The following is a 26733-nucleotide window of genomic DNA, read 5'->3' on the forward strand; positions in this document are numbered from 1 at the left end:
CCGGGGCGCGTGCCCCGGCATCACTCTTCAACATTGTGCAATGTCACATGGTAAATTAATTCTGTGAGGCGACTCACAGTGCGGCTGCCCCCGTGGCGCTGAGCCGCCTCCCTGAAAGGAACCGGAAATGACCGAAGTCCGTAAGCCGTGGCGCGGAGTCCACGTCGCCACCACCCTCCCGTTCAACGATGACCTGAGCGTGGACTACGACGCGTACGCCCAGAACATCGCGTTCCTCGCCGCCGGCGGCTGCGACGGCGTGGCCCCCAACGGCTCACTGGGCGAGTACCAGACCCTCTCCGACGAGGAGCGGGCCCGCGTCATCACCACCGCCATCGAGGCCGCACCCGAGGGCTTCACCGTGATGGCCGGCGTCGGCGCGTATGGCGGCCTGCAGTCGCTCCGCTGGGCCGAGCAGGCCGCGGAGGCCGGGGCGCAGTCCGTCCTGGCGCTGCCGCCGAACACCTACCGTGCCAATGAGGGCGAGGTGGTGGAGCACTACCGCCTGGTGGCCAAGGCCGGCCTCCCGATCGTGGCGTACAACAACCCGATCGACACCAAGGTGGACCTCACGCCGCGCCTGCTCGCTCGCCTCCACGGCGAGGGCCTGATCGTGGGCGTCAAGGAGTTCAGCGGCGACGTCCGCCGTCCGTACGAGATCAAGGAACTCGCCCCGGAGCTGGACATCATCATGGGCGCCGACGACACTGTCCTGGAGCTCGGCCTCGCCGGGGCCGTGGGCTGGGTGTCCGGTTACCCGAACGCCATCCCGGAGATCTCCATGGAGCTCTACCGCCTGGCCATCTCGGACCAGGGTGACGACCTCGCCCGGGCACGGGACATCTACCGCGATCTGCACCCGCTGATGCGCTGGGACAGCAAGACCGAGTTCGTGCAGGCGATCAAGCTCTCGCAGGACATCGTGGGCCAGCGGGGCGGCGTGACCCGCCCGCCGCGCGGCCCGCTCTCCCCGGAAACGGTCGCCGCGATCACCCGCGACACCGAAGCCGTGCTCGCCAAGGGTTACAAGTAGGACCTGACATCGATTGCTCCGTAACTGTCGTTATGGAGCCTCAAAAGGACAGTTACGGAGCACTCGATGAAACGAGGGAGCGAATCATGAGGACGAAGAGGATTTTTCACGCCGTCGACTCACACACCGAGGGCATGCCCACCCGGGTGATCACGGGCGGCGTCGGGACCATCCCGGGCGCCACGATGGCGGAGAAGCGCCTCTGGTTCATGGAGAACAGCGACTGGATCCGCACGCTCCTCATGTACGAACCCCGGGGGCATGCCTCGATGAGCGGCGCGATCCTGCAGCCCTCCACCCGTCCCGACGCGGACTTCGGCGTCCTCTACATCGAGGTGTCGGGGCTGCTGCCCATGTGCGGACACGGAACGATCGGCGTCGCGACCGTGCTCGTGGAGACGGGCATGGTCGAGGTGGTCGAGCCGGTGACGACGGTGCGGCTGGACACCCCGGCCGGACTGGTCATCGCGGAGGTGGCCGTGAAGGACGGGCACGCCGAGTCGGTGACGCTCCGCAATGTGCCGTCCTTCGTGGACCGGCTCGACGCCACCGTCGACGTCCCGGGCTACGGCGCCGTGCCGTACGACCTGGCGTTCGGCGGGAACTTCTACGCGATCGTGAAGCTGGAGGACCTGGGGCTGCCCTTCAAACGGGAACGCAAGGACGACCTGCTGAAGGCGGGCCTCGCGATCATGGACGCCATCAACGCCACGGACGAACCGGTGCACCCGGAACGTCCGGACATCCGCGCCTGCCACCACGTGTACCTTCAGGAGCCCGGGTCCACCGCGGAGCACTCCCGCCACGCCATGGCCATCCACCCGGGCTGGTTCGACCGTTCGCCGTGCGGCACCGGCACCAGCGCCCGGATGGCGCAGCTGCACGCCCGCGGCGAACTCGCTCTGAACACGGACTTCGTCAACGAGTCCTACATCGGCTCGCAGTTCATCGGACGTCTCGTGGCCGAGACCGAGGTGGGCGGCCGCCCGGCCGTGGTCCCCACTGTGACGGGCCGCGCCTGGATCACGGGGACCGCGCAGTACTTCCTCGACCCGAGCGATCCGTTCCAGGAGGGGTTCCTCCTATGAGCCTGCCGTACTTCGACGCCGCACAGGTCCGGGCCCGCGCCCCCTGGCGTGCCGCCGTGGACGCCCTGGCCGCGGCGCTCCGCCACGACGTGGACCCCGAACAGGACGGCCCCCGCGTCTTCAGCCCGGCCCCGGGCGGCGAGTTCCTCCTGATGCCGGCCTCCGGCGCCCGGTACAGCGGCGTCAAGGCCCTGACCGTGGCCCCCGGCAACCCCGCGCGAGGCCTCGAGAAGATCCAGGGGGTGTACGTGCTCTACAGTTCGGACACCCTGGCCCCGGTGGCGCTCCTGGACGGCACCGAGCTGACGGCCATCCGCACCCCGGCGGTCACCCTGCTGGCGGTCACGCGGATCCTCGCGGCCACGCCGGGCGGAGCGCCGGAGGACCCGAGCGTCCTGGTGTTCGGCGCAGGCGTCCAGGCGCTCAATCACCTCCGCGCCGCTCACGCGCTTCTCCCGGGAGCGCGGCTCGGCGTCGTCGGCCGCAGCGAGGACCATGTCCGCGCGCTCGTGGAGACTCTCGCCGCAGAGGGTGTCCACGTCGAGGCCCGGACGGCCGCGGATGTCGGCACGGCGGACGTGATCCTCTGTGCGACCACGTCCACGACGCCGCTCTTCGACGGCGCCGCCGTCGCGCCGGACGCCGTGGTGGCCGCCGTCGGGCAGCATGGCCTGGACGCCCGCGAGGTCGACGCCGCGCTGGTGCACCGCAGTGACGTGGTGGTCGAGGGGCGCGCCTCGGCGCTGCGCGAGGCCGGCGATCTGATCCCGGCGCGCAGCGCGGAGGAATGGCAGCGGATCCGGCCGGCGAATCTGCGCGACCTGGTGGTCGACGGGATCGCGCGGACCCCCGGAAAGCCCTGTCTTTACGCGGGCGTGGGCATGGCCTGGGAGGACCTCGTCACGGCCGCGATGGTGTATGAAGGGGGGACCATCCCATGAGCACCCCAGGAGTGACAGCCGTGAACCCCGTGTCTGATCTTCCCCTCGCCCCGATCGCCCCCAAGCCGAACCTGCGGGAGAGCGTGACGGAGTCCCTGCGCGCGGCCATCATCGCCGGCAGCCTGGAGGAGGGGACCCTGTACTCCGCGCCCGCGCTCGGCGCCGTGTTCGGGGTGTCCGCCACCCCCGTCCGGGAGGCCATGATGGACCTCGCCCGCGAGGGTCTCGTGGAGACCGTGAAGAACAAGGGCTTCCGGGTGCTCGGCGTGAGCGAGGAGGAGCTCGACGAGATCACCGAGATCCGTCTCATGATCGAGGCGCCGACGGTCGGGAAGCTCCCCGGCCGAATCCCGGAGAGCGCGTTCCCTCGCCTGCGGACGCTGGCCGCCGCCATCGTCACCGCGGCGGAGGAGGGTGATCTGACGGCCTACCTCGTCAACGACCGCACCTTCCACAGCGAGCTGCTCAGCTTCTACGGCAACAGCCAGCTGGAGGACCTCGCCACCCGGCTCCGCATGCGGACCCGCATGTACGGGCTGAGGACCCTCAGCGACAACCACCAGCTGTCGAGCTCCGCCAAGGAGCACGATGAGCTCCTGGACCTCATCCAGGCCGGAGACGCCGCGGGGGCCGAAGCCCTCATGCGCCGCCACCTCGGGCACACCCGCGGCCTCTGGGCCACGGGCCACCAGGAATCCGGCCAGCACGAGGCCGACCCGCACGACACCAGCCGGCCACCGGCACCTTAACCCCAAGGAGTACCCATGAGCAGGGCCTGCGATGTCCTGGTGATCGGAGCGGGAGTGATCGGCGCCGCCACCGCCTACTTCGCGGCGAAGGCCGGACTGTCCGTGACGATCGTGGACCAGGGCCTCCCCGCCAGCGGGACGTCGTCGGCCTGCGAGGGGAACATCCTCGTCTCGGACAAGGAACTCGGCCCGGAACTCGAGCTGACCCGCTACTCGCTCTCCGTCTGGAAGGGCGAGCTCGCCGAACACCGCCACCTCTGGGAGTTCGAGGCGAAAGGCGGGATCATCGTCGCTTCGCGGCCCAGCAGCCTGGAGTCCCTGCACCGGGTGATGGCCGTGCAGCGCGGGTTCGGCGTCGTGGTCGAAGAACTGGACCCGGCGGCCCTGCGCCGCGCCGAACCGCACATCACCCCCGACGCGCTCGGCGGCGCGTATTACCCGGAGGATTCGCAGGTCCAGCCCATGCTCGTGGCCGCGCACCTCGTGCGGCTGGCCACCGAGGCGGGCGCCGTGTTCCACGCAGGCGCCACCGTCACCGGCATGCTGCGCGACGGCGACCGCGTCACCGGAGTCCGGTCCACGCGGGGCGACTTCCCCGCCGGGAACGTGGTCAACTGCACCGGGACCTGGGCCGGGGAGATCGGCGCGCTCGCGGGCGTCAACGTTCCCGTCATGCCACGCCGCGGCTTCGTCATGGTCACCGAGCCGCTCCCGCCCATGGTCCACCACAAGGTGTACGCGGCCGAGTACATCGACAACGTCGGGAGTTCCGACGCCGGCCTGCAGGCGTCCCCGGTGGTCGAAGGGACGCCCGGCGGCACCATCCTCATCGGCTCCACCCGCGAACGCGTCGGCTTCGACCGGACGGTCAGCACGGAGGCGCTGCGGCGGCTCGCGCAGAACGCCACGGGCCTGTTCCCGTTCCTCGCCGGAGTCCGGGCGATCCGGCACTATCACGGCTTCCGCCCCTACTGCCCGGACCACCTCCCCGTGATCGGCCACGACGACCGCGCCCCGGGACTCTGGCACGCCGCCGGCCACGAGGGCGCCGGGATCGGGCTCTCCGTCGGCACCGGAAAGCTCCTGTCGCAGGCCCTCAGCGGCCGCGCGCCCGACCTCGACCTCACCCCCTTCGCTCCGGCGCGATTCGGCGCCGTCGCCCCGACCCCGCTGGAGGCCACCCGATGAGCGCCCTGGACGACGCCGTCCGCTTCACCTTCGACGGCCGGGACCTCACCGCCGCCCCCGGCCAGACCGTCGGCGCGGCCCTCGTCACGAACGGTGTCACCGCCTGGCGCGGGACCCGGAAGGAGGGCCGTCCGCGCGGCCTGTTCTGCGGGATCGGCGTCTGCTTCGACTGCCTCGTGACCGTGGACGGCGTGAGCAATCAGCGGGCGTGCCTCGTGGACCTGTGCGACGGCATGGAGGTGCGCGGGAGTCTCGCGGACGACGCCGGCGCCCCGGACAGCTCTGACGTTTCAGCCGGCGCCGACCCGGACAGCGCGGAGGAGACCCGATGAGCGAGCTGCGAGTGGACGTCGCCGTCGTCGGCGCGGGCCCGGCCGGCCTGGCCGCCGCCGTTGCGGCAGCGGAGGCTGGTGCCGTGGTCGCCGTCGTCGACGCCGCGAACCAGCCAGGCGGACAGTTCTGGCGGCACCGCCCCGAGGTGGGCGATGCGGATCCCGACGGGCGCGGCCACCACGACTGGGACGTGTTCCTGGATCTGCGCCGCCGCTTCCGGGCGGGCATCGCGGCCGGACGCGTGCAGCACCTGCCCGGGCTGCAGGTCTGGATGGCGTCACGGGACGACGCCGGCTTCACCCTCCGCACCACGCGCACCGTGGTGGGCGGTGAGGGCGCCGGCCCCACCGTGCACGCCGCGCGCCTCGTGCTGTGCCCGGGCGGGTACGACCGCCAGCTTCCCGTGCCCGGCTGGGACCTCCCCGGAGTCATGGCCGCCGGCGGTGTCCAGGCGTTCCTCAAGGCCAACGGCGCGCTGCCGGGCCGGCGGTTCGTGGTGGCGGGGACGGGCCCGTTCCTGCTGCCCGTGGCCGCGAACATCGCCGAGGCCGGGGGAGAGGTGCTGGCGGTGCTGGAGTCCTCGTCGCTGTCGAACTGGCTCCCGCACTGGAAGGCCGCGGCCTCCGTCCCCGGCAAGGCGCTCGAAGGCGCCGAGTACGCGGGCGTCTTCGCCCGGCACCGCATCCCGTATAAGACCCGCAGCATCGTGACCGCGATCGAGGGTGGGGACCGGGTGCGGTCGGTGCGCTGGGCGAAGGCCGACGCCGACGGCCGCGCGCTGCCTGGCACCGCCGGCGTCTTCGAGGACGTGGACGTGGTCGGGTTCGGCTGGGGCTTCACCCCGCAGATGGAACTGCCGCTCTCCCTGGGAGCCGAGACCCGTGTGGACGCCGACGGTTCCCTCGTGGCCGTGGTCGACGACCGGCAGGAGTCCTCCGTGCCGGGCCTGTTCCTGGCGGGGGAGGTGACCGGCGTCGGCGGCGCCGTGCTCGCCGTGCTGGAAGGCCAGGCCGCGGGGACCGCGGCCGCCGACCCCGCCGCCGTCGTCCTGCCCGCGAAGGGCGCCGCCCGCCGCGACCGGCACCGCCGCTTCGCCCGGGCCATGCACCAGGCGCATCCCGTACCCGCGGCCTGGCAGGACTGGCTCACCCCGGAGACCCTGGTGTGCCGCTGCGAGGAGGTACCGGTGTCCGCGGTCACCGAGGCGCGGGATGCCCTCGGCGCTGAGGACTCCCGCAGCCTGAAGTCCTTCGCCCGGGTGGGCATGGGCTGGTGCCAGGGGAGGGTGTGCGGCTTCGCGGCCTCCTGCCTCGGCGCCGGACCCGGCGAAGCCGCCGGTCAGGCGTCGCTCGCCTCCGCGGCGAAGCGGCCCTTCGCCGTGCCCGTCCCGATCCCCGAACTCGCCTCCCTCGACGTGCTCGACGACTGAGCCCCCCTTCTTCCGATTCCGAAAGGACTTTTCATGAGCGCCTCCCACGCCCCGATCACGACCACCGAAGCCACCAGCGAGGCCGAACTCGAACGCCTGCTGGCCGGTGTCCAGGCCGCGGCCGCGCCGCTGGCCGCACTCCGGCCCGCCGAGCGGGCCGTGCTGCTGGAGGCCGTCGCCGACGGGCTCGACGCCGCCGCCGGGGAACTGATCCCCGTCGCCCAGGCCGAGACCCATCTCACCGAGGGCCGCCTGACCGGCGAGCTGAAGCGCACCACCTTCCAGCTGCGGCTCTTCGCTCAGGAACTGCGCGACGGCGGGTACCTGGACGCCCGGATCGACCATGCGGACCCGGAATGGCCCATGGGCGCGCCCCGCCCCGATCTGCGCCGGGTCAAGCAGGCGCTGGGGCCGGTCCTGGTGTTCTCGGCCAGCAACTTCCCGTTCGCGTTCTCGGTGGCCGGTGGCGACACCGCCTCCGCGCTCGCGGCCGGCTGCCCGGTGCTCGTCAAGGCCCACTCCGGTCACCCCGAGCTGTCCCGCCTGACGGCCAACGTCGTGACCGGTTCGCTGGCCTCTGCGGGGGCTCCGGACGGCGTCTTCGGGCTGCTCTTCGGCACGCAGGCGGGGGCAACAGCCCTGAAGGACCCCCGGATCGCCGCGGGCGCCTTCACCGGGTCCATCCCGGGTGGCCGCGCGTTGTTCGACATCGCTTCCTCCCGGCCCACGCCCATCCCGTTCTACGGGGAACTCGGCAGCAACAATCCGGTGTTCGTCACGGAAGCCGCGGCGGCGGAACGGGCCGAGGGCATCGTCGAGGGCTTCATCGGGTCGTTCACGATGGGCAGTGGCCAGTTCTGCACCAAGCCGGGGACGCTGTTCGTCCCGGCGGATTCGACCCTCGTGGGCCGGCTCCGCGACGCCGTGCTGCCGGACGCGGCACCGCTCCTCAACGACCGGATCCAGGCGGGCTACACGGAGGTGCTCCAGGAACTGGAAGCCCACTCGAAGCTGAGCATCCTGGCGCAGGGACCGGATCCTCTGTCCGATCCGCCGTCGCCCACGCTGCTGCTGACCACGGCGGAGGACATGCTGTCTGATCCGCACGCGCTACAGGCGGAGTGCTTCGGGCCGACCGCCGTCGTCGTGACGTACACGGATGAAGCGCAGCTGGTGGCGCTCGCGGAGAGCTTCGAAGGGCAGCTGACCGCGACGATCCAGGGAACGGACGCCTGCCAGGTGGCAGAGCTCGTGGACGTGCTGTCCCGCAAGGCCGGCCGGGTCCTGTGGAACGGCTGGTCCACCGGGGTGTCCGTGACCTACGCGCAGCAGCACGGCGGCCCGTACCCGGCGACGACCGCCTCCGGGAGCACGTCCGTGGGGACCGCGGCGATCGAGCGCTTCCTGCGGCCCGTGGCCTACCAGGGCTTCCCCCAGCACCTCCTGCCGGAAGCCCTGCGGGACGAGAACCCGCTGGACGTGCCCCAGATGGTCGACGGTCAGCGGGCGCGCGGCTGAGCTGAGCCGCCGTTGTCGCCCAGCCCCACGACGGCCTATGGCCGGCACCCGAGAGGGTGCCGGCCATAGGCGTTTCCTGGAAGTGGGAGCTTAGACGGCGGAGCGAGGGGTCCTGGGCGAGCACGGCGCGCTAGGCGCAGTAAGCCTTCGATGACCAGCGGAAACGGTCGAATCCACTCAAACTGTAGGACATTTGACACCGCATGCCAAAGGGTCGGATGATGACACTGGTCCCGGAAGAATTTCGGGGCCAACCCCGGTAGATGAGGCCGTTTGGGCTGACGGGTATCCCGGCTCAGTGCGTATCGCTGGGCCGGGATACCTCCGGGGTTGAGGGATGCGACAGACCGCTCATCAAGGGTCGGAGTGGATTCTGGTGGTTGCCCCAGTCTGGGGTGGCCGAGGGTTCCAGTCTTGTCCTCGTCGTTCATCTGCACGTCACGGCGAGGTGACCAAGCCTTCGCGAGCCAGAGGCACTGAGCTCCGGCGTTGACGACCTGTTGATCCCCTCATCACATCGATCAGGCCTGGCCTGATGGTCAAGAAAGCAGGGAAAGTGAAACTGAAGAAGGCACTGCTGGCTGTGGCCGCGGGTGCATGCGCGGTGACCGGCTCGTTGATGGTGGCCGCTCCTGCGGCCAATGCAACGAACCAGGTGGCCTGCTCCGGCGGCTCGTTCTACGAGATTTGGGGACACGATCCCCAGCATCTGTGCTTCGCGAACCAGGGGCAGATGGACACGTACCAGAACAAAACAACCTCCCTCTCGACCGGGAACAACCGGGGCCAGGTCTTCTACTACAACTTTTCCGACGGGTTGCAGTATTGGTCCACTCTTCGGCCGCACAACTACAGGTCCTATTTCGAGCCGCCCTACGTCAACACTTGGGCAGTGAGGCTTAAGCCGTAAGGACTCTCGGGGTGTTGGACGCGTTTTTGGCGCCCAACGCCCCACATTGTTGTGACGGATCGAGTCGAAGTGAAGTGAAGATGAAGAAGAAGCAGATCGTCACCGTGGTGTTCGCACTGAGCGGGCTCCTCACCAGCGTCGCCGCGTGTGGGGCGGAGCAGCCCTCACCTCCTACCAGTGGGGGTCACATGAGTTCTCCTGGTGCCGCGACGGGCTGGGCGGCGAAAGTTTCGGGGGACCCCTATGCGGTCTATAAGTCGGCGGATCTTTTGGCGATCAGTTCTGCGTTCAATGAGCTCAGGTACAAATGCCTAGGGGAAAACGGCTACCCACAATTCCTGCAGGTTTTGCCGGCGCAGAAAGCAAACTCCTTTCGGAATATGGAGGAGACCCCGGACTTCGCGGCGACTTTCGCCTCCTACGGTGAGCTGCCATGGTTTGCCTCTGAACAAGATGCGCGAGCGAAGGGTTATGGCTTACCCGCGCAGGCCCTCGCCCCAACGGTCATGACCATGGATCCGGCCATCGGCCCTGTCATGAACGACTGCACGAAGAAGTCCTTGGCCGCGGTGGGGGACCGGGACGGGACCATCCAGAATTACACCGAACTTGGCAACACGCTAGCTGGCTCTATGGGGTCTATCACGGACAAGGCAAAGGGGGACCTTACCAATCAGGTGCTGGCGTGCATGAACAAGGGGAAATATCCGGTCGATCCGAACGGGGCCAACAGGAACAACGACTGGAACGTGGATTTCCTGGTGCCGCTGGGAGTGCAGCCTCAACAGCCGAACCGGGAGGATTCCGGAACGAACGGCAACGCTGTGATCATCACGCCGGCGATTCCGGCGAAACCGTACGTGCCGACGAAGGAAGAGAGCGAATCGGCAGCGGCCATGTACCACTGTTCGGTCGAAACCGGTGCCCACGATGAGTGGCTGAACGACATCCACCAGGCCGAGGCGACGGCGATCTCGCAGAACGAAGCCGCTCTGGACGAGCTGAACCCAAAGATCACGGCGTTGGCCAAGACGGCATCAGCCGCCTTGCAGGGCCATGGGAAGTAGGCCGGTCGAACCCGCGCGGCGCAGACGCAAGGCATGGACAGCGGCAGCGGTGCTGGCCGGACTGGTGATCGTCGGCATCGTTCTGACAACCATGGTTTTCCCGGCCTTGCGAACGCCAGAGCAGGTGGCGGCCGACGCGGCGCCACCGTCGCCCAAGCCGATTTCAGCCCGCGTCGTGGATCAGACGTTGAGTTCGAAAGTCGTACTCCGTGCCCTGGTCCTGCCGGGGGCAACGGTCGACGTAAAAGCCACGGACATGCTGAGCGCGGCCGGGATGGTGGTCACGAGCCTGCCCAGTCCATCGCCGGCCACCGTGACGACCGGAACGGTCGTGGCTGAGGTTGACGGAGAGCCGCTGATCGCGTTCAACTGGCCATTTCCTGCCTACCGGGATCTCCACGTGGGTGAAGCGGGGCCCGATGTGAGAGAACTGCAGAAGAGCCTGGGTGAACTGGGCTATTCGAGCGGGTCAACGGGAGCGTTTGACACTGCGACCTTGGTCGGAGTTTCGCAGTTGTATGCCGACCTAGGGTACGCGTTGCCGAAAACCTCCGAGCAGACTTCTGCGCCCTCCAAGACGACTCAGTCACCCGCCCAAGGGGCAGCCGTGTCGAGCCCGTCCGACGGCACTGCCCGCGCATCATATGTGCCCGCCCGGGATATCGTCACCATTCCTCGTGCCAGCAGTGCCGTGACGTCCGAGCCGTTGAAAGTCGGCCAGAAGATCGACGCGGGCACGGTACTGCTGCGCCTGGACGGTCAGAGTCCCAGCGTGGCGGCGATAGCCACTGTGGACCGGGCCGCCAGGATCAAAAACGACATGACCGGTGTCCTGTACCAAGAAGACGGGACACAGCACGCGGTGACCGTGACCAAGGTCGGCTCCGCCATCGGCGACCTCGCCGGGCTCGGCACAGGAATCCGCATCGATCTGTCGTTCGCCTCGGGCAGCAGAGCGCAACCGACCGACGCCGGCCGCGGCTCGCTGAAACTTGAACTCACCCTCGCCACCCCCACCCGCGGACTCACGCTACCGATCACCGCCATCTACTCAGACCAGCAGGGCGGAACCTATGTCATCCCTCTCAAGCACCCGGATCAGAAGATCCCGGTGCGGATCCGGGCGAACGTCGAAGGCACAGTCCAGCTCGAGGATGGCTCAGGTCTCAAGGCCGGCGACGACGTCATCCTGGGATCATCGGACGGAGGCCTCAACTGAACGCGCTTCTGGAACTTCGTGGCATCTCCAAGACGTATCCGGGCCGCTTACCCGTCACGGCTCTTCACCCCTCGGATCTCACGATCCAGCAAGGAGAGTCGGTGGCGATCGTCGGTCCCTCCGGCTCGGGAAAGTCCACCTTGCTGAACCTCCTGGGACTGCTCGATGTCCCCACCACCGGCACATACTCCCTGGCCGGCGTGGACATCTCGTCGTGCACGGAAACGGAGCGGTGCTCGATTCGCGGCCAGAAATTCGGATTCGTCTTCCAAGCTTTCCACCTGCTGCCTCAGCGTTCCGTGGTGGAGAACGTGGAGCTCGCGATGATGTACTCGGGGATCCCTGCCCGGGACCGCAGAACCCGCGCCGAAGAGTCCCTGGCACGGCTTGGACTCGCACACCGGGTACTCGCGGATCCACGAGACCTTTCAGGCGGTGAGCGCCAGCGAACTGCCATCGCCAGGGCACTCTGCTTCGAGCCGGAGGTGCTCTTCTGCGATGAGCCGACCGGTAATCTCGATTCGAAGAACAGCCGTGCCGTCATCGAGACCCTCTTCGAGCTCAACGAGCTGGGACAGACCCTTGTCATGGTCACCCACGACATGGCACTGGCAGCCCAGCTCAGTCGGGTCGTCCATGTTGAGGACGGGCACCTTTCTTCCGCTGGGAGCCCATCCTGATGTCCCGACGGCATACGCCAAGAACGGCTGGGCTCGCAGTGAAGCAGAGCCGGCTCGGTCTCGTCGATATCCTGCGTGAGTCCTACCGATCAGTCTTCCGGGATCTTGCCCGGTCGTTTCTTGCGGCCCTGGGGACGCTGCTGGGATGCGCCGCCTTCGTCGCTACCCTGGGATTGACGGGTACTGCGAGCCATCAGGTCTCCAGTCAGTTCGATGCCCGCCGGGCAACAGAGGTGTCCGTCACTGCTGTGCCTCCCGCGGACCCCTCCGATGCCGAGGCCGTTCTCGCCCGGTGGTACACGTCCGCGTCTGTTGCTCGGGCCGACACGATTACGGGAGTGCTGCACGGCGGAAGGATCTCGGTCGCCAGCGCTGTGTCGTACCGCCGACTGTTCCTTCCCGAGAGCGACCCCGTTCCGGTTGACACCTACGGTGTTGACGACGGTGCACTGGCCGCCATCGCGCCGAAAGTGATCGCAGGGAGGGCTTTCGACAGCGGTCACGTGAAACGTGCCGACAGCGTCGTGATGCTCTCCAAGACGGTCGCCGATCAACTCGGCATCGCCGCGCCGGGCCCGGCAATTTTCATCGGTAACACAGGTCTGACCGTCATCGGCATCTACGCAGACGTCAATCGCGAACCAGGCGCTCAAGGAGCCCTTCTCCTACCCATCACCTTCCTGGAACGATCGGAAGCGTTCCGCGGTGCACAGATTGCCCGTAGGATACTGCTGGAAACCGTGCCTGGGGCTGCCACCCAAGTCGGCGACCAAGCCGCCCTCGCCGTCGCCCCCACCAATCCGGACGCCGTCACGGTCGTCGCCCCGCCCGACCCCCAGACGCTCCGCCAAGCGATCGAAGGCAGCATCACCCTCCTGAGCCTCGTCGTAAGCGTCGTCATCCTCCTGATCGGAGCCATCTCGATCGCGAGCACCACAGCCGTGCGGGTCGTCCTCAGAACCCCGGAAATCGGCCTGAGGAGAGCGCTCGGGGCACGCAGGGTCGACATCTTCTGGCAACTCGTCGGGGAATCTGCCGGCATCGGCCTGCTGGGCGGGGCCGCAGGCGCCATCGCCGGAACAGTCGTCACCATCGCTGTTTCGCTCGCCAACCGCTGGGTGCCCGTCATCGACCCGACAGCACCCCTCCTGGCCATAGCCGCGGGCATCGTCGCAGGCACGCTTGCGGGGATCCATCCCGGCATCCGCGCAACGCGGATCAGCCCTGCTCGTGCACTCACGCGGTGAGCGACGAATTCGACCCCAGCGCCGGCGTTTCCTGGCCCGCTCCCACCCCCGAAAAATAAGTTCGATCTACAACTAGCTCGATGAGCGAGATATACGTTAGCCTAGCTTCATAAGTTCCGGTCGGCTCAGGTCGGCGGGGACGCCAGAGATTCCTGGTTTCCGGGGAATGTCTGCTGAAGGGCAGGACCTGAGAAGTCGGGAGATGGCATGGAGAGTCGGCAGATCGTGCTCGCGAGGGCTGCGGAGAACGCGGCGAGGGCGAGCACCGCCCTTGCGGATGCGGAAGTCCGCCTCGAGTGGCACGACGACGGCTGGGTCCTCCATGCCGTGTACACGGTGTCCGGATCGTCGACCACCGTCGCGGCCATGGCCCTCGTGGAGCAGCGTCTCATCCCGGACCTGGAGGAGGTGCTGGGCGGTGCCTTCGTCCAGCGCCACGTCCGGTTCGCGGTGGAGAGCGGCTCCGCCTCCAGGCTGCACCGGCTCCCCGAGTCGGCGTCTCTGGTCTCACTCTGACCGGGGTGAGAACCCCCGGGCGAATCCATCACCGAACGAAAGGACGAGCATCATGAGTTTCATCGACAAGGCCAAGAACGCTGCCGATCAGGCGGTCGGCAAGGCCAAGGAAGTCATCGGCGAGGCGACGGACAACCACAAGCTGGAGGCTGAAGGCAAGCTTCAGCAGGCCAAGGGTGACGTCAAGCAGGCCGGCGAGGACGTCAAGGACGCCTTCAAGGGCAAGTGACCCTGGCTGATTGACCTTGCGCCGTCGGGGCCGGCATCGACCCGCACCATCGTGAGTGTGCCGGCCCCGAGGGCCTCCCCGCCCGCGGCTGCGGCCTCCGGCCACGCCCCGGTGCGGACCGCGTAAACACCTCGATGTGGAAAAGGCTGATCTTTCGATGGCACTCGAACTGATCGACAAGCACTGGAACGACGACGGCGACAACAACGACCCGGGCGAGACCGTCAAGCTGCTCCGCGAGTTCACCGTGGCGGCTGAACGGGCCCGCGAGAGCATGCGCCGCGAACTCGGAGTCAACGCGACCGACCTCGCAGCCCTGGAGTATCTGCTCATCGAGAGCGATGCGTGGGGTGTCACGGCGAGCGTGCTCGGCAAGCAGCTCGGGCTGTCCTCGGCGTCGACCACCATTCTCGTGTCCCGTCTCGAACGGGCCGATTATCTGCGGCGGGAGCCCGCGCCAGGGGATCGCCGCGCCAACCTGCTCTTCCCGACCGAGCACGCGCAATCACTGTTGCGCTCGATCGTCGAGCACCAGACGGAGGCGCTCGCCGCCGTCGTGCGCTCGTTCGACCGGGAGGACCTGGACGTGGTCGAGGAGTTCCTCGGCGCGAGTATCGCCGCGCTCCGGAACCCGCTGCCGCCGCGGGACTGAACGCCGCGCGACTGAACCGCGCCGCTCACCGCAGCGCGGCTGAAGGGTGCCCGGGAGTCGCGCTGTCACCCCCGGCCCCGATCCCGATACCCTCACGCCCCCGAGGGGTCCAGTCGCCGGGCGGTCTCCTCGAGGGCGTCGCGCACGGCGGTGATGGCAGGGTGGCCCACGCTGGCGAGCCGGGCCGAGGTGAACACGGTGCGCAGGGGAGCGCTGGGCAGATCGACCAGCCGCACGGACGACTGCGTGCGGCCCACCCAGATCAGATCCGGGAGCAGAGCGACCGCGTGCCCCGACTCCACCAGGCTGATGTGGGCCTGGAGGTCGGCGGTCTCGTAGCGGACATCGGGTTCGAACCCGGCGAGCCGGCAGGCCTGCTCCGCCCAGTGCCGGGTCGCGGCGCCGCGGGGTTCCATGACCCAGGGCAGGTCCGCGGCATCCGTGAGCTGCTGCAAGGTGTTCTCCGGCGGCACCGCGAGCCGGATCGCGTCCTCCACCAAGGGCTTGCGGTCCAGGCCGGGCAGATGGGGTGCGGCGTGATGCGGATACTGCTCCGCGACCACCAGATCGAAGCCGTGGGCCCAGGTCTCGTGCAAGGCCGTCTCCGGTTCGTACTGGACCATCTCGATCCGCAGTGCGGGATGCTGTTCGGCGACGGCCTGGAGCGTCGCCGGAAGGAGGGCGAGCATCGCGCTCTGGAATACGGCCATCCGGACGGTGCCCCGGATCTCGTCCTGGCTCGCGGCCACGGCGGCTTCGGCCCGTTCGAAGGCGTCCAGCAGTTCGCCCGTGTGCTCGGCCAGCAGCTGTGCCTGCGGGGTCAGCAGCACTCCACGGCCGGACTTCCGCATGAGTTCCACGCCCACCTCCTTCTCCAGGAGGGCGAGCTGCTGGGACACCGAGGAGGGGCTGTACGCGAGGGCGTCGGCCACCCCTGCGAGCGTCCCCCGGATGCTCAGTTCGCGGAGCAGTCGGAGCCTGCGGATCTCCAGCATGAGGGCCTCGATTCAGGAGTGGATTCAGGGGTGCCGGCGGCCCTCGGAAGGTCCGCGCGAATAGTTCACTAAAGCTGATCCATATCCTACAGAAAACATCACTTTTCCTAATTTTCCTTAAGGCGCATACTGATGATCAGATCGATCCGGCGGCACGGTTCACAGTCGAATCACGGCACGCCGATCACCCCCTCTCTCCGCCCCCGGTGACGCAACCCGGAACCGGCGGACAACACTGAAGTGCAAGGAGCGCCATGACCACCCCTGCTCGTGTCGAACTGCCATCCGTAAGGCCACAGGACCTGGCCACGGAGGCCATCGCCCTGGTGCGCCGCTGGCTTGAGGAGGGCTCCCGGATCCCCGTGGACGCCTCCGCGGCTCAGCTGGCCGGCGTCCTCAAGGATCCCAACGGCCTCGCGTTCACCGTCGGCTTCGTGGACGGCGTCGTCCGCCCCGAGGACCTGAGCGTCGCCGCCCGCAACCTCAAGGCCCTCGCGCCGAAGGTTCCGGCGTTCCTGCCCTGGTACATGAAGTCCGCCGTCGCCCTGGGTGGCTCCCTCGCCCCGGTCCTGCCGGGCGTCGTCATCCCCGTGGCCCGCCGCGTGCTGCGCGAGATGGTCGGCCACCTGATCGTGGACGCCACGGACGCCAAGCTCGGCGCTTCGATCCAGAAGATCAAGAAGCCCGGCATCCACCTCAACGTCAACCTCCTGGGCGAGGCGATCCTCGGCCAGAATGAGGCCTCCCGCCGCCTCGAGGGCACCCGGAAGCTCCTGGCGCGCCCCGACGTCGACTACGTCTCCATCAAGGTTTCCTCCACGGTCGCCCCGCACAACCACTGGGCGTTCGATGAGGCCGTCGAGCACATCATCGAGAAGCTCGCGCCGCTGTACCGCCTGGCCGCCTCCTCCAGCCCCCGTAAGTTCATCAACCTGGACATGGAGGAGTACAAGGACCTGGAGCTGACCATCGCGGTCTTCACCCAGCTCCTCGACCGCCCCGAGTTCAAGGACCTGGAGGCCGGCATCGTGCTCCAGGCCTACCTCCCGGACGCCCTGAGCGCCATGATCCGCCTTCAGGAGTGGTCGGCCGCCCGCACCGCCCAGGGCGGCGCCCCCATCAAGGTCCGCGTCGTGAAGGGCGCCAACCTGCCCATGGAGCAGGTCGACGCCGATCTGCACGGCTGGCCCCTGGCCACCTGGGGCACCAAGCAGGACTCGGACACCTCCTACAAGGCCGTCCTCGACTACGCGCTGACCCCTGAGCACATCGCCAACGTCCGCATCGGCGTCGCCGGCCACAACCTCTTCGACGTGGCGCTCGCCCACCTGCTCGCCGAGGCGCGCGGTGTGAAGCAGGGCCTCGAGTTCGAGATGCTGCTCGGCATGGCGACCGGCCAGGCCGAAGCCGTGAAGCGCACCGTCGGCTCGCTGCTGCTCTACACCCCCGTCGTGCACCCGGGTGAGTTCGACGTCGCCATCGCCTACCTGATCCGCCGCCTCGAAGAGGGCGCGAGCCAGGAGAACTTCATGTCCGCCGTCTTCGAGTTGGACAAGAACGAGGGCCTGTTCGAGCGCGAGAAGAACCGCTTCCTCGCCTCCCTGGAAGCTCTGACGGACACCGTCCCCGGCCCGAACCGCGTCCAGGACCGCACCGCGTTCGACGCCGCGGCCCTGGCCGAGGAGGAGCTGTCCCGCGCCGCGCTCGGCACCGGCGAGGCCGGCTTCGGCGGCCCGACCCTCAGCTTCGACAACACCCCGGACACCGACCCGGACCTCCCGGCCAACCGCACCTGGGGCCGCGCCATTCTGGAGCGCGTGCCCGGCACGGCCCTCGGCCTGGCGACCGCAGACTCCCACGTGCTGAACACTGCGGAAGAGCTCGACGCCGTGATCGCCACCGCCGTCGCGCGCGGCGCCGAATGGGGCTCCCTCACCGGCGCCCAGCGCGCCGAGGTCCTGCACCGCGCCGGCGTTCGCCTGGAGGCCCGCCGTGCCGAGCTGCTCGAGGTCATGGCCGCCGAGTGCGGGAAGACTCTGGATCAGGGCGACCCCGAGGTCTCCGAGGCCATCGACTTCGCGCACTACTACGCCGAGCTCGCCAAGGAACTCGACCATGTGGACGGCGCCACCTTCGTGCCTTCCAAGCTGACCGTCGTCACCCCGCCGTGGAACTTCCCGGTCGCCATCCCGGCCGGCTCCACCCTCGCGTCGCTGGCCGCCGGCTCCGCCGTCGTCATCAAGCCGGCCAAGCAGGCCCGCCGCTCCGGCGCGGTCATGGTCGAGGCCCTCTGGGAGGCCTTCGACGAGGCCGGCATCGACCGCAGCGTGCTCCAGTACGTCCAGCTGGCCGACCGTGAGCTCGGCACCCGCCTGGTCTCGCACCCGGCCGTGGACCGCCTGATCCTGACCGGCGGCTACGAGACCGCCGAGCTGTTCCGCAGCTTCCGCAAGGACCTGCCGCTGCTGGCCGAGACGAGTGGCAAGAACGCCATCATCGTCACCCCGTCCGCCGACCTGGACCTCGCCGCGAAGGACGTCGTCCAGTCCGCCTTCGGCCACGCCGGCCAGAAGTGCTCCGCCGCCTCCCTGGTGGTCCTGGTGGGCTCCGTCGCCACGTCCCGCCGCTTCAACCAGCAGCTCGAGGACGCCGCACGCTCCCTCAAGGTCGGCTACCCGGTGGACCCGCAGACACAGATGGGCCCGGTCATCGAGCCGGCCCAGGGCAAGCTCCTGCGCGGCCTGACCACGCTCGGCGAGGGCGAGCAGTGGCTGCTCAAGCCGCAGAAGCTGGACGAGTCCGGCAAGCTGTGGAGCCCGGGCGTCCGCACCGGCGTCAAGCGCGGCAGCGAGTACCACAAGACCGAGTACTTCGGCCCGATCCTCGGTGTCATGACCGCGGAGACGCTGGAGGAGGCCGTGGCGATCGTCAACGAGATCGACTACGGTCTGACCTCCGGCCTGCACTCCCTGGACCCGGCCGAGCTGGATTACTGGCTGCAGAACATCCAGGCCGGCAACCTGTACGTCAACCGCGGCATCACGGGCGCGATCGTGCGCCGTCAGCCGTTCGGCGGCTGGAAGAAGTCCGCGGTCGGCGCGGGCACCAAGGCCGGCGGCCCGAACTACCTCGTGGGTCTGGGCTCCTGGAAGGACGCTGACGTGTCCGCCGCCGGCGCCCCGACCGCTGCGGCCCGTGGCCTCCTCGCGGCCGCCCGTTCCGCGGAGCTCGGCGCCGAGGACCTCGCGTGGCTCGAAGGCGCCCTCGCCTCCGACGCCGTCGCCTGGGGCGCCGAATTCGGCGCCGCCCGTGACGCCTCCGGCCTGACCGCCGAGCGCAACGTGTTCCGCTACCACGCCGTCCCGGCCACGATCCGCTTCGAGTCCGGTGCTTCGGGCCGGGGCGTTGCGGAGCTGATCCGCGTCGCCGCCGCCGCTGCCACGGCGTGGGGCGGACGGACTCCGGAAGGCACCGTGGTGAGCACCGCGGAGCAGCTGCCGGCCGCCGTCGTGCAGGCACTGAGTGCCGCGGGCATGCCGGCCATCGTGGAGGACGACGCCGCGTGGGCCGCCCGCGTCGGCCGTCTCGCCGCGAAGAACGGTCCGGAGTCCTCGGCTCGCATCCGCCTGATCGGCGCCCCGGTGCTGCCGACCGCCGAGGCGGCCGACGGCAAGCCGGACGTGGCGATCTACGCGAACGACGTCGTCGCCGCGGGCCGCGTGGAGCTGCTGACCTTCCTCAAGGAACAGGCCGTCTCCATCACCGCGCACCGCTTCGGCACGCCGAACCACCTCTCGGACGCGCTGATCTAGCAGCGCCTCCCCTCACGGCCGCGAGCCGCCAGTAGATGCCCTTATCCGTGCTGGATTCGGGCATCTACTGGCGGCTCGCGTCGTCGGTGGGGCTACTTCTTCGGCAGGCCCGGTGGGTTCAGCTCGGAGGCGGGGATGCCCTCCTCCTTCAGGCCCCAGCGGTCCAGGATCTTGCCGTAGGTGCCGTCCTTGATGAGGTCGTTCAGGGCGGTCTGCGCGGCCTTGGCGAAGCCGTTGCCCTTCTTGGTGCCGACGGCGATGTTCGCCTTCAGCGGCCAGCCGCCGTCGAGCAGTCCGACGAGCTTCGTCTGACCCGTCTTGGCCGCCTTGTAGGCGGCGGTCGCGTTGGGACCGAGGGTGAGGTCCGCGCGGCCGGACTGGAGGGCCAGCGACGAGGCCGAGTCGTCGTCGTAGTACTGGAACTGGACCGGGGCCAGGCCGTTCTTCTTGTTCTCGGCGTCCCAGGCCAGCAGGATCGACTCCTGGTTGGTGCCGGAGCCCACGATGAGCTTCTTGCCCGCCACGTCGGCCGGCTTCTCGATCGAGCTGATGGAGCTGTCGCTCTTGGCGTAGAAGCCGAGCTTGTCGCTGCGGTAGCTGGCGAAGTCGAACTTCTCCTTGCGCTCCTCCGTCACGGTGACGTTGGAGATGACGGCCTCGTACTTGCCGGAGGCGACGCCGAGCGGCCAGTTCTCCCAGGTGGTGGGGACGACCTCCGCCTTGAGACCGAGCTTCTCCGCGACAGCGAAGGCGATGTCGACTTCGTTGCCCACGGGGGTCTTGTCGTCGTTGGCGTAGACGGCCAGCGGCGCCGCGAAGGGGCTGACCGCGACGGTCAGCTTCCCGTCGGCCTTCACGGCGTCCGGGACGAGGGCGGCGGCCGCGGGATCGGCGGTGACGGGGAAGCGGTCCTGCTGCGGCGTCAGGTTGAAGACCTTGCCGGAGACGGTGGCGGAGGGTGCGGGCGACGCGTCCTTGTTCCCGGCGGCGTTCGCGCCGGGGTCTGAGCAGGCGCTGAGCCCCACGGAAACGCTGGCGAGGAGGACGACGGCGGCCGCAGCGGTTGATCTTGCAGAGCTCATGATGACCTTTCGAAAGTAGAGCTGGTGCAGCAACTTTCACGGTCGCCGGGGTGCCCGGTCAAAGCCGTTCGACACGATGCGAGACGCACGGAAACGCGGGGAATCACGGCGTCACCGAGCGTCTCACACGGAGTCACCCGGCGTGCGGAAAGGTCATCTGGAAGCGACCGTGCCCGGGTACTTTGTCGCTTCGTGAAGGCCCTGCGGAACTCTCTTGCCGGAGTCCGGATCCCACGATCGGGGCCCGGACCAGCCTCCCTCAGACCCCGAGCAGGCGCTCGGCGCGGCCCGCGTCGATGCCACCGCGCCACCCCGAGAGCGGCGGCGTGATGTCCGACCTCGGCCCGCCGGACCAGGCGTCCGCGAACTCCGTGTGGGACACGAAGCGGTCCCAGGAGGGCGTGAGGGTGCTCGGCAGGATTCCGATCTCGGCGAGGCCGATCAGGATGCCGTAGCGCTGGTACTTGTCGGTCCCGGGCACGATCTTGGCGCGGGCCACCGCTTTCTCGAGTTCGCCCACTCTCGTCCCGGCGGGCTGCGCCGCCGCCACGTCGAGCAGAGCGCGCAGGCGCTCCCGGTCCTCCGCCGTCGGCGACGGCAGACCGGCCGTAACGGCCGTTTCGAGATCGGGCAGGTACCGCTGCGGCAGTTCGTTCCAGGCCCAGCCGAGCGCGAGCCGCAGGAGCACTTCGGTGACGTCGACGTCGAATCCGTCGCCGTCGCGAGGGACGAGGCCGCAGTCCGGAAGGGCGTCGCCGTCCCGGGGAGCCGACGACAGATGCCGCGCCCACGCGAAGGAGATCGCGATCTGACGTGCGGACGGAGCACTCCCGAGTCCGGCGACGAACGCTCCCAGGACGGCGTCCTCCTCGAGGGCAGCCGCGGCGGAGACCGACCGTTCGAAGATCTCGGCGGCCGTGATGTGCTCGGCCTCGCGAATCGGCCAGCCGTGCGTCCCGGCAGTCGTCAGATCCTCCGGAGCCGTGCTTGCCTCGGCGCCTGCGACCCCGCCTGTGCGGGTGAAACGGTAGCCGTAGAGCCGCATCAGCACGTCGAGTTCGGGACCTGCGGGGATTCGGCGCGGCGCGGCAGTCATGACATGAGACTAGCGGTCGTGCAGCACCGGCCGGGCCTCACGCCACCCAGCCGAGCGCCTTGGCGGCGTGCACGGCGAGCAGGAACCCGACGATTCCGATGATCCAGAGCGTGGTGGAGCGTGCGCTGCGCGTGAGCCAGGCATCGAGTCGCCTCAAGGGCGCCTCGACGAGCCGCCGCGCGAACAGCCGGCCCGCGGTGAGCACCAGCGCGGGCGCGATAATCACCAGGCAGTAGAGCGCCAGGACCAGGAGCGCCGTCGGCTGGTCCGCCGTCTGCGTCGTGATGATGCCGGTGGCCGCCAGATACGGCAGCATCGACGCGATCTCGACGACGACGGCGCTCACCGCGAGCCCCATGAGCGCGGCGGCCCCGCTGTCCGCACCCATGGCCTGGTCGCGCCAGCGCCGCAGCCTCCCGGACTGCGCCCCGCGCTCCGCGGCCCGTGCCCTCGCGGCCTTGGTGTCCAGCGCGAAACTGAGGACCAGCAGCGTCACGCCGAGGAGGAGCTGGAGGAATTGCGCCGGGGTGGAGTCGAGCAGACCGGAGGCGTTCTTCAGCAGCAGACCGCCGCCCGTCATGAGCACGACACCCACGGCGAAGTACGCGACCGCCACCGTCCCCAGGTACAGCGCGATCCGTCCAGGTCGCATCCGTCCTGGCGCCATGAGCAGCCACACCGGCACCAGGAGTGTGCCGAAGCTGAGGGAATCCGTGAGGGCGAGCAGGAGCAGTGCCCCCGCTGCTTCGCCGGGAATGATCATCGGGTCTCCTCTTTCGCTTCACAGCATCAGGCGCTCTTCGACACTCGTTGGTACAGTCGTACCAACTTGAGGCTGGCACGAGCGTACTAGAATGACGGGGTGGGATACACGCCGCGCGAGGAGCGCAAAGCACGACTGGCCGAGGCGGTCTGGGAGATCGTCCTGGACCAAGGCATCAGCGCCGTGTCGGTCCGAACGGTCGCGGCCCGGGCCGGGGTGGCCGTCGGTTCCTTGCGGCACTTGTTCCCGACGCAGTCCGAGCTGCTGGAGTTCTCCGCCGAACTCATGGTGGAGCGCGCCACGGAGCGGGTTTCGGCCTTGGTCCCGGGCACGGACCTAGTGGAGTACGTCCTCGCCGTGATCAGCGAACTCCTGCCGCTCACCCCGGACACCCGCCGCGAATTCGAACTCAACATGGCCCTGATCGCGGAGACCCCGGGTCACCCCGGACTCGCCCGCGCCCGCGACGACGCCCATGCCCGCCTCCTGGACCTGTTCATCCGGCTGGCCGGGTTCCTGCGGGACGAGGACCCGTCCGGGGAGGGCTCGCGCCATGACGGACGGCGCCTGCTCGCCCTTTGTGACGGCCTGGGACTCCATCTGCTGCATCAGCCGGCCGACGCGGACACCGGGTGGGCCGTCGTCCTGATCCGTGAGGAGCTCGACCGGATCCGGGGCGCCGATCGGGTCCGCTGAACCGTCCTGTGCGGCACGCGGCGGACCTCACAGGAATGCCCGGCCGCGCGTCGTCGTTGTCGCCCATGGGGCCGGTGATCCCGGCCCGCACCGTCGACGAAAGGCAGTCATGACCCTCAAGCTCTCCATCCTGGACCTCGCCACGATCGGCCCCGGCCAGAGTGTGAAGGAGAGCCTGGATGGCAGTGTGGCCCTGGCGCAGCTCGCGGAGGACGCCGGCTACAGCCGCGTCTGGTACGCCGAGCATCACAACATGGCCAGCATCGCGTCGTCGGCCACAAGCGTGCTGATCGCGCATGTCGCCGCCCACACGAAGACCATCCGCCTCGGCGCCGGTGGCATCATGCTGCCGAACCACTCGCCGCTGACCATCGCGGAGCAGTTCGGCACCCTCGAATCACTGCATCCCGGACGCATCGACCTCGGCCTGGGCCGCGCCCCCGGCAGCGACCAGAACACCATGCGGGCCCTCCGCCGCGACCCGATGGCCGCCGACACCTTCCCGCAGGACGTTCAGGAACTCCAGGCCTTCCTGGGTGACAGCACCCTGATCCCGGGCGTCGAGGCCACTCCGGGCAAGGGCACGCACGTGCCGCTGTACATCCTCGGATCCTCGCTGTTCGGCGCCAAGCTCGCTGCCGCGCTCGGTCTCCCGTACGCGTTCGCGTCCCATTTCGCCCCCGCCGCTTTGCAGGACGCGGTCCGCATCTACCGCGAGCAGTTCAAGCCCTCCGCGCAGCTGGCCGAGCCCTATGTGATCGCCGGCGTCAACGTCGTGGCCGCGGACTCCACGGCGCAGGCTCAGGATCTCCTCCGCGACGCGCTCCGCCAGCGCGTGCAGACCTTCTTCGGCCGCGGTCACACGTTCACGGACGAAGAGGCCGATCTGGTGCTCGATGCCCCGCAGGGCCAGCACCTGCGGGAGATGGTGAAGTACTCCGCCGTGGGCGAGCCCGCAGCTGTTCTGGAGTACCTCGAGGGCTTCGCGAAGCACGCCGACGCCGACGAGCTGATCGTCGCCCACCAGGCCCCGGGCACCGAGGCCAAGCTGCGCTCCGCCGAACTGCTGGGCCAGATCGCGCTCGGCCAGGGCTGAGCAGGGCTCAACCGCATCGACGTGGGGCCGCGTCTCGCCAACGGCCGCGCCGCGGGTCATCATGAGGACATGGAGCGGATTCGACTGTTGATCACGGGGCGGGTCCAGGCCGTGGGCTACCGCTTCGCCATGTGCCAGGCGGCCGAGGAGATCGGCGTGAGCGGCTGGGTGCGGAACCGTGCCGATGGCTCCGTCGAGGCCGAAGCCGAGGGCGATCAGAAGCGCCTCGCCGACCTCGTGGCGTGGGCGCACCACGGGCCTCGCTGGGCCCGGGTCGATGCGGTCCGGTCCGAGCCGGTGCCGCCGACCGGGGGAACCGGCTTCGACGTCCTGCCGGACGCGTGAGGTGCGGCGGGGGACCGCCGTCGTCGGTCAGGGCGTGCGCAGTTCCGCGACGAGTTCCGTGAACGCGCGCGCCGCCGGACTCGGGTGCAGCCGGTCCCAGATGAGGATCTCGTGCCGCACGGTCTCCTCGACGAGCGGCACCACGACGACGCCGGGCATCGCCGCCGCGTACCGGCTCGGCAGGAGCGCCACGGCGAGGCCGCTGACGATCAGTTCGCGGGTCAGGTCCATGGAGCCCAGCTCGTAGGCCACTTGGCGTTCGACGCCGGCCCGCGCGAACGCCGCGTCGCTCTGTTTGCGCCCCGCGGAGGTACGCGGGAAGTCGGCGAACGGCTCCTCCGCGAGTTCGGCGAGGGAGAGCCTGTCCCGTGTGGCGAGGGGGTGCTCCGGAGCGAGGGTCGCCGCCAGGGTGTCCCGTGTCAGGACACGCTGCGCCACGCCCTCCACGCGCGTGCCGTCAAGGAGTCCCAGGAAGCCGATGTCCAGGGTCCCGGCCCGGACCTCCTCGATCATCTCCTCGCTGTTCGCGACCCGTGCCGCGAGCACGAGTTCCGGAAAACGCGTCCGGCATTCCCGCAGCACGGCGGGGAGGTCCACGGCCGTGACGGTCGGGATCACGCCGATCCGGAGGGTGCCGCGGACCACGCCCTGGGCCGCCGCCGCCTCGTTCCGGGCCCGGTCCGCGGCATCGAGTGCGGCACGGGCATGGGGGAGGAACGCCTCGCCGGCCTCCGTGAGCCGGACCTGGCGGCTGGAGCGCACGAACAACTGTACGCCGAGTTCGCGTTCCAACGCCGCCACCTGGTGACTCAGGGCCGATTGCACCACGAAGTTCCGGGCCGCGGCGCGGGTGAAGCTCCCGGTCTCCGCAATGCCGACGACGTACCGCATCTGCTGCAAGTCCATGCATCAAGAATATTCATGGTCGGCATGAAATCCATGTGTTGGACTCATCAATGGGTTCGGGGCGAGGGTGGAGGCATGACCACTTCACCAGCTCTGGAAACGCCCGTCGGACCCGGTGCGCCGAACGCCGGCGTGCCCCGCTCGACCGGCACCCCCGCCTCCGGCCCGGCTTCGCGGCGTCGTGCGCTGCCCCTGGCACTCGTGACCGTGCTCGCGGCGCTGGCGCCTCTGTCCTGGGGCACCACCTACCTGGTGACCACCGACTTCCTGCCCGCCGGTCACCCGCTGTTCGCGGGGCTGGCCCGCGCGCTGCCCGCCGGGCTGGTGGCGCTCGCCCTCGGCCGCGCGCTGCCGCATGGCGTGTGGTGGTTCCGGGCGGCCGTCCTGGGGCTGCTGAACATCGGCTTCTTCTTCCCGCTCCTGTTCATCTCCGCCGCGCATCTGCCGGGTGGGGTGGCCGCGACGCTCGGTGCCGCGCAGCCCCTGCTCGTGGCCTTCCTCGCGGTCGCGGTGCTCCAGGAGAAGCTGGTCTTCTGGCGGCTCGCGTGGGCCGTGGTGGGTGCGGTCGGCGTGGGCTTCGTGGTCCTGGGGCGGTCCGCCGGGCTCGACGCCGTGGGAGTCCTCGCGGGTCTCGCGGGCACCGCTTCGATGGGCCTGGGCGTGGTGCTGACCAAGAAGTGGGGGCGTCCGGCAGGCGTCCGACCGCTCGCGATGACCGGCTGGCAGCTGACCGCCGGCGGACTCTTCCTCCTCCCGCTCACGCTGCTGGTGGAGGGCCTGCCCGCCGACGTCGGCCCCCGCGCCCTGGGCGGCTACCTCTGGCTGGGGCTCGTCGGCGGACTGCTGGCCTACGCGCTGTGGTTCTGGGCCATCGGGAAACTGCCGGTCACGCGGGCCTCGCTCCTCGGCTTCCTCTCGCCCCTCATGGCGGCCGGGCTGGGGGTCCTGGTCAAGGGTGAGACGTTCGGGCCGCTGCAGGTGGTCGGGCTGATCCTGGCCTTTGGGGCGATGCTGCTCGGACAGCTGGGAGGGTGGCGTCTCCGTCGCTGAGACGTTCCAGGCTGCCCTGGCTTTCCAGGGCCGTCCGGTCATTCCCCGGCGCTGAAGACGTGGGGAATGACCGTACGGCCGGGGAAAGCCGAG

At 69.3% G+C, this 26733-nt stretch carries 26 protein-coding genes; 21 read left to right on the plus strand and 5 right to left on the minus strand.

What is annotated here, in order from left to right:
- The first annotated feature begins 127 nt into the window (after positions 1 to 127).
- The 16 genes from P9849_RS01035 (at position 128) to P9849_RS01110 (ending at position 14799) form a co-directional block, all read left to right on the plus strand.
- A complete protein-coding gene (locus P9849_RS01035) occupies positions 128 to 1033 on the plus strand; it encodes a dihydrodipicolinate synthase family protein (protein WP_278267892.1) in 906 nt (301 codons plus the stop codon).
- 86 nt (positions 1034 to 1119) lie between these two features.
- Positions 1120 to 2121: a proline racemase family protein gene (locus P9849_RS01040; RefSeq protein WP_278267893.1), complete on the plus strand. Its 1002-nt coding sequence runs from the start codon at positions 1120 to 1122 to the stop codon at positions 2119 to 2121.
- Complete coding sequence (locus tag P9849_RS01045) at positions 2118 to 3062, plus strand: ornithine cyclodeaminase family protein (RefSeq protein ID WP_278267894.1); 945 nt, start codon at positions 2118 to 2120, stop codon at positions 3060 to 3062. Before P9849_RS01040 ends, P9849_RS01045 begins: the two co-directional genes overlap by 4 nt.
- Complete coding sequence (locus P9849_RS01050; protein ID WP_278267895.1) at positions 3059 to 3811, plus strand: GntR family transcriptional regulator; 753 nt, start codon at positions 3059 to 3061, stop codon at positions 3809 to 3811. Before P9849_RS01045 ends, P9849_RS01050 begins: the two co-directional genes overlap by 4 nt.
- 15 nt (positions 3812 to 3826) lie before the next feature.
- Positions 3827 to 4999, plus strand: a complete 1173-nt coding sequence (locus tag P9849_RS01055; protein WP_278267896.1) for an FAD-dependent oxidoreductase — start codon at positions 3827 to 3829, stop codon at positions 4997 to 4999.
- Entirely contained in the window at positions 4996 to 5331 is a 336-nt protein-coding gene (locus P9849_RS01060; protein WP_278267897.1) for a (2Fe-2S)-binding protein, read from the plus strand. The genes P9849_RS01055 and P9849_RS01060 overlap by 4 nt, the downstream gene beginning before the upstream one ends.
- Entirely contained in the window at positions 5328 to 6761 is a 1434-nt protein-coding gene (locus P9849_RS01065; protein WP_278267898.1) for an FAD-dependent oxidoreductase, read from the plus strand. The genes P9849_RS01060 and P9849_RS01065 overlap by 4 nt, the downstream gene beginning before the upstream one ends.
- Before the next feature lie 33 nt (positions 6762 to 6794).
- A complete protein-coding gene (locus tag P9849_RS01070) occupies positions 6795 to 8279 on the plus strand; it encodes an aldehyde dehydrogenase (NADP(+)) (protein WP_278267899.1) in 1485 nt (494 codons plus the stop codon).
- Between the two features lie 535 nt (positions 8280 to 8814).
- Positions 8815 to 9189, plus strand: a complete 375-nt coding sequence (locus tag P9849_RS01075) for a hypothetical protein (protein ID WP_278267900.1) — start codon at positions 8815 to 8817, stop codon at positions 9187 to 9189.
- An 80-nt stretch (positions 9190 to 9269) separates the two neighbouring features.
- Positions 9270 to 10256 (plus strand): hypothetical protein, encoded by a 987-nt coding sequence (locus P9849_RS01080; RefSeq protein WP_278267901.1) that lies wholly within the window; start codon positions 9270 to 9272, stop codon positions 10254 to 10256.
- A 49-nt stretch (positions 10257 to 10305) separates the two neighbouring features.
- Positions 10306 to 11475 (plus strand): hypothetical protein, encoded by a 1170-nt coding sequence (locus tag P9849_RS01085; protein WP_278267902.1) that lies wholly within the window; start codon positions 10306 to 10308, stop codon positions 11473 to 11475.
- Between the two features lie 101 nt (positions 11476 to 11576).
- Entirely contained in the window at positions 11577 to 12155 is a 579-nt protein-coding gene (locus tag P9849_RS01090; protein ID WP_278267903.1) for an ABC transporter ATP-binding protein, read from the plus strand.
- Positions 12156 to 12193: 38 nt separating this feature from the next.
- Entirely contained in the window at positions 12194 to 13402 is a 1209-nt protein-coding gene (locus P9849_RS01095) for an ABC transporter permease (RefSeq protein WP_278267904.1), read from the plus strand.
- 207 nt (positions 13403 to 13609) lie between these two features.
- Positions 13610 to 13918 (plus strand): hypothetical protein, encoded by a 309-nt coding sequence (locus P9849_RS01100; protein WP_278267905.1) that lies wholly within the window; start codon positions 13610 to 13612, stop codon positions 13916 to 13918.
- Positions 13919 to 13970: 52 nt separating this feature from the next.
- On the plus strand, positions 13971 to 14147 hold the full coding sequence (locus P9849_RS01105) for a CsbD family protein (protein WP_066216585.1): 177 nt from the start codon (positions 13971 to 13973) through the stop codon (positions 14145 to 14147).
- Positions 14148 to 14304: 157 nt separating this feature from the next.
- Positions 14305 to 14799, plus strand: a complete 495-nt coding sequence (locus P9849_RS01110) for a MarR family transcriptional regulator (protein ID WP_278267906.1) — start codon at positions 14305 to 14307, stop codon at positions 14797 to 14799.
- A gap of 92 nt (positions 14800 to 14891) precedes the next feature.
- Here P9849_RS01110 and P9849_RS01115 read toward each other — a convergent pair whose 3' ends face one another.
- Positions 14892 to 15794: a LysR family transcriptional regulator gene (locus P9849_RS01115; protein ID WP_066216589.1), complete on the minus strand. Its 903-nt coding sequence runs from the start codon at positions 15792 to 15794 to the stop codon at positions 14892 to 14894.
- 254 nt (positions 15795 to 16048) lie between these two features.
- On the opposite strand from P9849_RS01115, the gene P9849_RS01120 reads away from it, so the two are divergent.
- Positions 16049 to 19606, plus strand: coding sequence for a bifunctional proline dehydrogenase/L-glutamate gamma-semialdehyde dehydrogenase (locus P9849_RS01120; RefSeq protein ID WP_278267907.1), 3558 nt, complete (start codon positions 16049 to 16051; stop codon positions 19604 to 19606).
- 92 nt (positions 19607 to 19698) lie between these two features.
- Here the strand turns inward: P9849_RS01120 and P9849_RS01125 are convergent, their stop codons facing one another.
- The 3 genes from P9849_RS01125 to P9849_RS01135 form a co-directional block, all read right to left on the minus strand.
- Positions 19699 to 20688 carry an ABC transporter substrate-binding protein gene (locus tag P9849_RS01125; protein ID WP_278267908.1) on the minus strand — a complete coding sequence of 330 codons (990 nt, stop codon included), beginning with the start codon at positions 20686 to 20688 and terminating at the stop codon, positions 19699 to 19701.
- Positions 20689 to 20947: 259 nt separating this feature from the next.
- Positions 20948 to 21784 (minus strand): hypothetical protein, encoded by an 837-nt coding sequence (locus P9849_RS01130; protein ID WP_278267909.1) that lies wholly within the window; start codon positions 21782 to 21784, stop codon positions 20948 to 20950.
- 37 nt (positions 21785 to 21821) lie between these two features.
- Positions 21822 to 22547 (minus strand): GAP family protein, encoded by a 726-nt coding sequence (locus tag P9849_RS01135; RefSeq protein ID WP_278267910.1) that lies wholly within the window; start codon positions 22545 to 22547, stop codon positions 21822 to 21824.
- Positions 22548 to 22646: 99 nt separating this feature from the next.
- Here P9849_RS01135 and P9849_RS01140 point away from each other — a divergent pair, with 99 nt between their 5' ends.
- The 3 genes from P9849_RS01140 to P9849_RS01150 all read left to right on the plus strand — a co-directional run bounded on the left by P9849_RS01140 (position 22647) and on the right by P9849_RS01150 (position 24684).
- Positions 22647 to 23243, plus strand: a complete 597-nt coding sequence (locus tag P9849_RS01140; RefSeq protein WP_278267911.1) for a TetR family transcriptional regulator C-terminal domain-containing protein — start codon at positions 22647 to 22649, stop codon at positions 23241 to 23243.
- 109 nt (positions 23244 to 23352) lie between these two features.
- Positions 23353 to 24339, plus strand: coding sequence for an LLM class flavin-dependent oxidoreductase (locus P9849_RS01145; RefSeq protein ID WP_278267912.1), 987 nt, complete (start codon positions 23353 to 23355; stop codon positions 24337 to 24339).
- A gap of 69 nt (positions 24340 to 24408) precedes the next feature.
- Positions 24409 to 24684 (plus strand): acylphosphatase, encoded by a 276-nt coding sequence (locus P9849_RS01150; protein ID WP_278267913.1) that lies wholly within the window; start codon positions 24409 to 24411, stop codon positions 24682 to 24684.
- Positions 24685 to 24711: 27 nt separating this feature from the next.
- Here P9849_RS01150 and P9849_RS01155 read toward each other — a convergent pair whose 3' ends face one another.
- Positions 24712 to 25590 carry a LysR family transcriptional regulator gene (locus P9849_RS01155; protein WP_278267914.1) on the minus strand — a complete coding sequence of 293 codons (879 nt, stop codon included), beginning with the start codon at positions 25588 to 25590 and terminating at the stop codon, positions 24712 to 24714.
- A 75-nt stretch (positions 25591 to 25665) separates the two neighbouring features.
- On the opposite strand from P9849_RS01155, the gene P9849_RS01160 reads away from it, so the two are divergent.
- A complete protein-coding gene (locus P9849_RS01160; protein WP_278267915.1) occupies positions 25666 to 26640 on the plus strand; it encodes an EamA family transporter in 975 nt (324 codons plus the stop codon).
- Positions 26641 to 26733 lie beyond the last annotated feature (93 nt).

Origin of the sequence: Arthrobacter sp. Y-9, assembly GCF_029690065.1 — a bacterium.
Lineage (GTDB): Bacteria > Actinomycetota > Actinomycetes > Actinomycetales > Micrococcaceae > Arthrobacter_E.

Excerpts from the sequence above, each read along its gene's own strand:
- P9849_RS01160 (WP_278267915.1), top strand. The coding sequence starts at position 25,666 with ATGACCACTTCACCAGCTCTGGAAACGCCCGTCGGACCCGGTGCGCCG.
- P9849_RS01040 (WP_278267893.1), top strand. The coding sequence starts at position 1,120 with ATGAGGACGAAGAGGATTTTTCACGCCGTCGACTCACACACCGAGGGC.
- P9849_RS01155 (WP_278267914.1), bottom strand. The coding sequence starts at position 25,590 with ATGGACTTGCAGCAGATGCGGTACGTCGTCGGCATTGCGGAGACCGGG.
- P9849_RS01130 (WP_278267909.1), bottom strand. The coding sequence starts at position 21,784 with ATGACTGCCGCGCCGCGCCGAATCCCCGCAGGTCCCGAACTCGACGTG.
- P9849_RS01070 (WP_278267899.1), top strand. The coding sequence starts at position 6,795 with ATGAGCGCCTCCCACGCCCCGATCACGACCACCGAAGCCACCAGCGAG.
- P9849_RS01035 (WP_278267892.1), top strand. The coding sequence starts at position 128 with ATGACCGAAGTCCGTAAGCCGTGGCGCGGAGTCCACGTCGCCACCACC.
- P9849_RS01150 (WP_278267913.1), top strand. The coding sequence starts at position 24,409 with ATGGAGCGGATTCGACTGTTGATCACGGGGCGGGTCCAGGCCGTGGGC.
- P9849_RS01045 (WP_278267894.1), top strand. The coding sequence starts at position 2,118 with ATGAGCCTGCCGTACTTCGACGCCGCACAGGTCCGGGCCCGCGCCCCC.
- P9849_RS01075 (WP_278267900.1), top strand. The coding sequence starts at position 8,815 with ATGGTCAAGAAAGCAGGGAAAGTGAAACTGAAGAAGGCACTGCTGGCT.
- P9849_RS01110 (WP_278267906.1), top strand. The coding sequence starts at position 14,305 with ATGGCACTCGAACTGATCGACAAGCACTGGAACGACGACGGCGACAAC.
- P9849_RS01135 (WP_278267910.1), bottom strand. The coding sequence starts at position 22,547 with ATGATCATTCCCGGCGAAGCAGCGGGGGCACTGCTCCTGCTCGCCCTC.
- P9849_RS01120 (WP_278267907.1), top strand. The coding sequence starts at position 16,049 with ATGACCACCCCTGCTCGTGTCGAACTGCCATCCGTAAGGCCACAGGAC.
- P9849_RS01105 (WP_066216585.1), top strand. The coding sequence starts at position 13,971 with ATGAGTTTCATCGACAAGGCCAAGAACGCTGCCGATCAGGCGGTCGGC.
- P9849_RS01125 (WP_278267908.1), bottom strand. The coding sequence starts at position 20,688 with ATGAGCTCTGCAAGATCAACCGCTGCGGCCGCCGTCGTCCTCCTCGCC.
- P9849_RS01100 (WP_278267905.1), top strand. The coding sequence starts at position 13,610 with ATGGAGAGTCGGCAGATCGTGCTCGCGAGGGCTGCGGAGAACGCGGCG.
- P9849_RS01060 (WP_278267897.1), top strand. The coding sequence starts at position 4,996 with ATGAGCGCCCTGGACGACGCCGTCCGCTTCACCTTCGACGGCCGGGAC.
- P9849_RS01115 (WP_066216589.1), bottom strand. The coding sequence starts at position 15,794 with ATGCTGGAGATCCGCAGGCTCCGACTGCTCCGCGAACTGAGCATCCGG.
- P9849_RS01145 (WP_278267912.1), top strand. The coding sequence starts at position 23,353 with ATGACCCTCAAGCTCTCCATCCTGGACCTCGCCACGATCGGCCCCGGC.
- P9849_RS01050 (WP_278267895.1), top strand. The coding sequence starts at position 3,059 with ATGAGCACCCCAGGAGTGACAGCCGTGAACCCCGTGTCTGATCTTCCC.
- P9849_RS01080 (WP_278267901.1), top strand. The coding sequence starts at position 9,270 with ATGAAGAAGAAGCAGATCGTCACCGTGGTGTTCGCACTGAGCGGGCTC.
- P9849_RS01055 (WP_278267896.1), top strand. The coding sequence starts at position 3,827 with ATGAGCAGGGCCTGCGATGTCCTGGTGATCGGAGCGGGAGTGATCGGC.
- P9849_RS01065 (WP_278267898.1), top strand. The coding sequence starts at position 5,328 with ATGAGCGAGCTGCGAGTGGACGTCGCCGTCGTCGGCGCGGGCCCGGCC.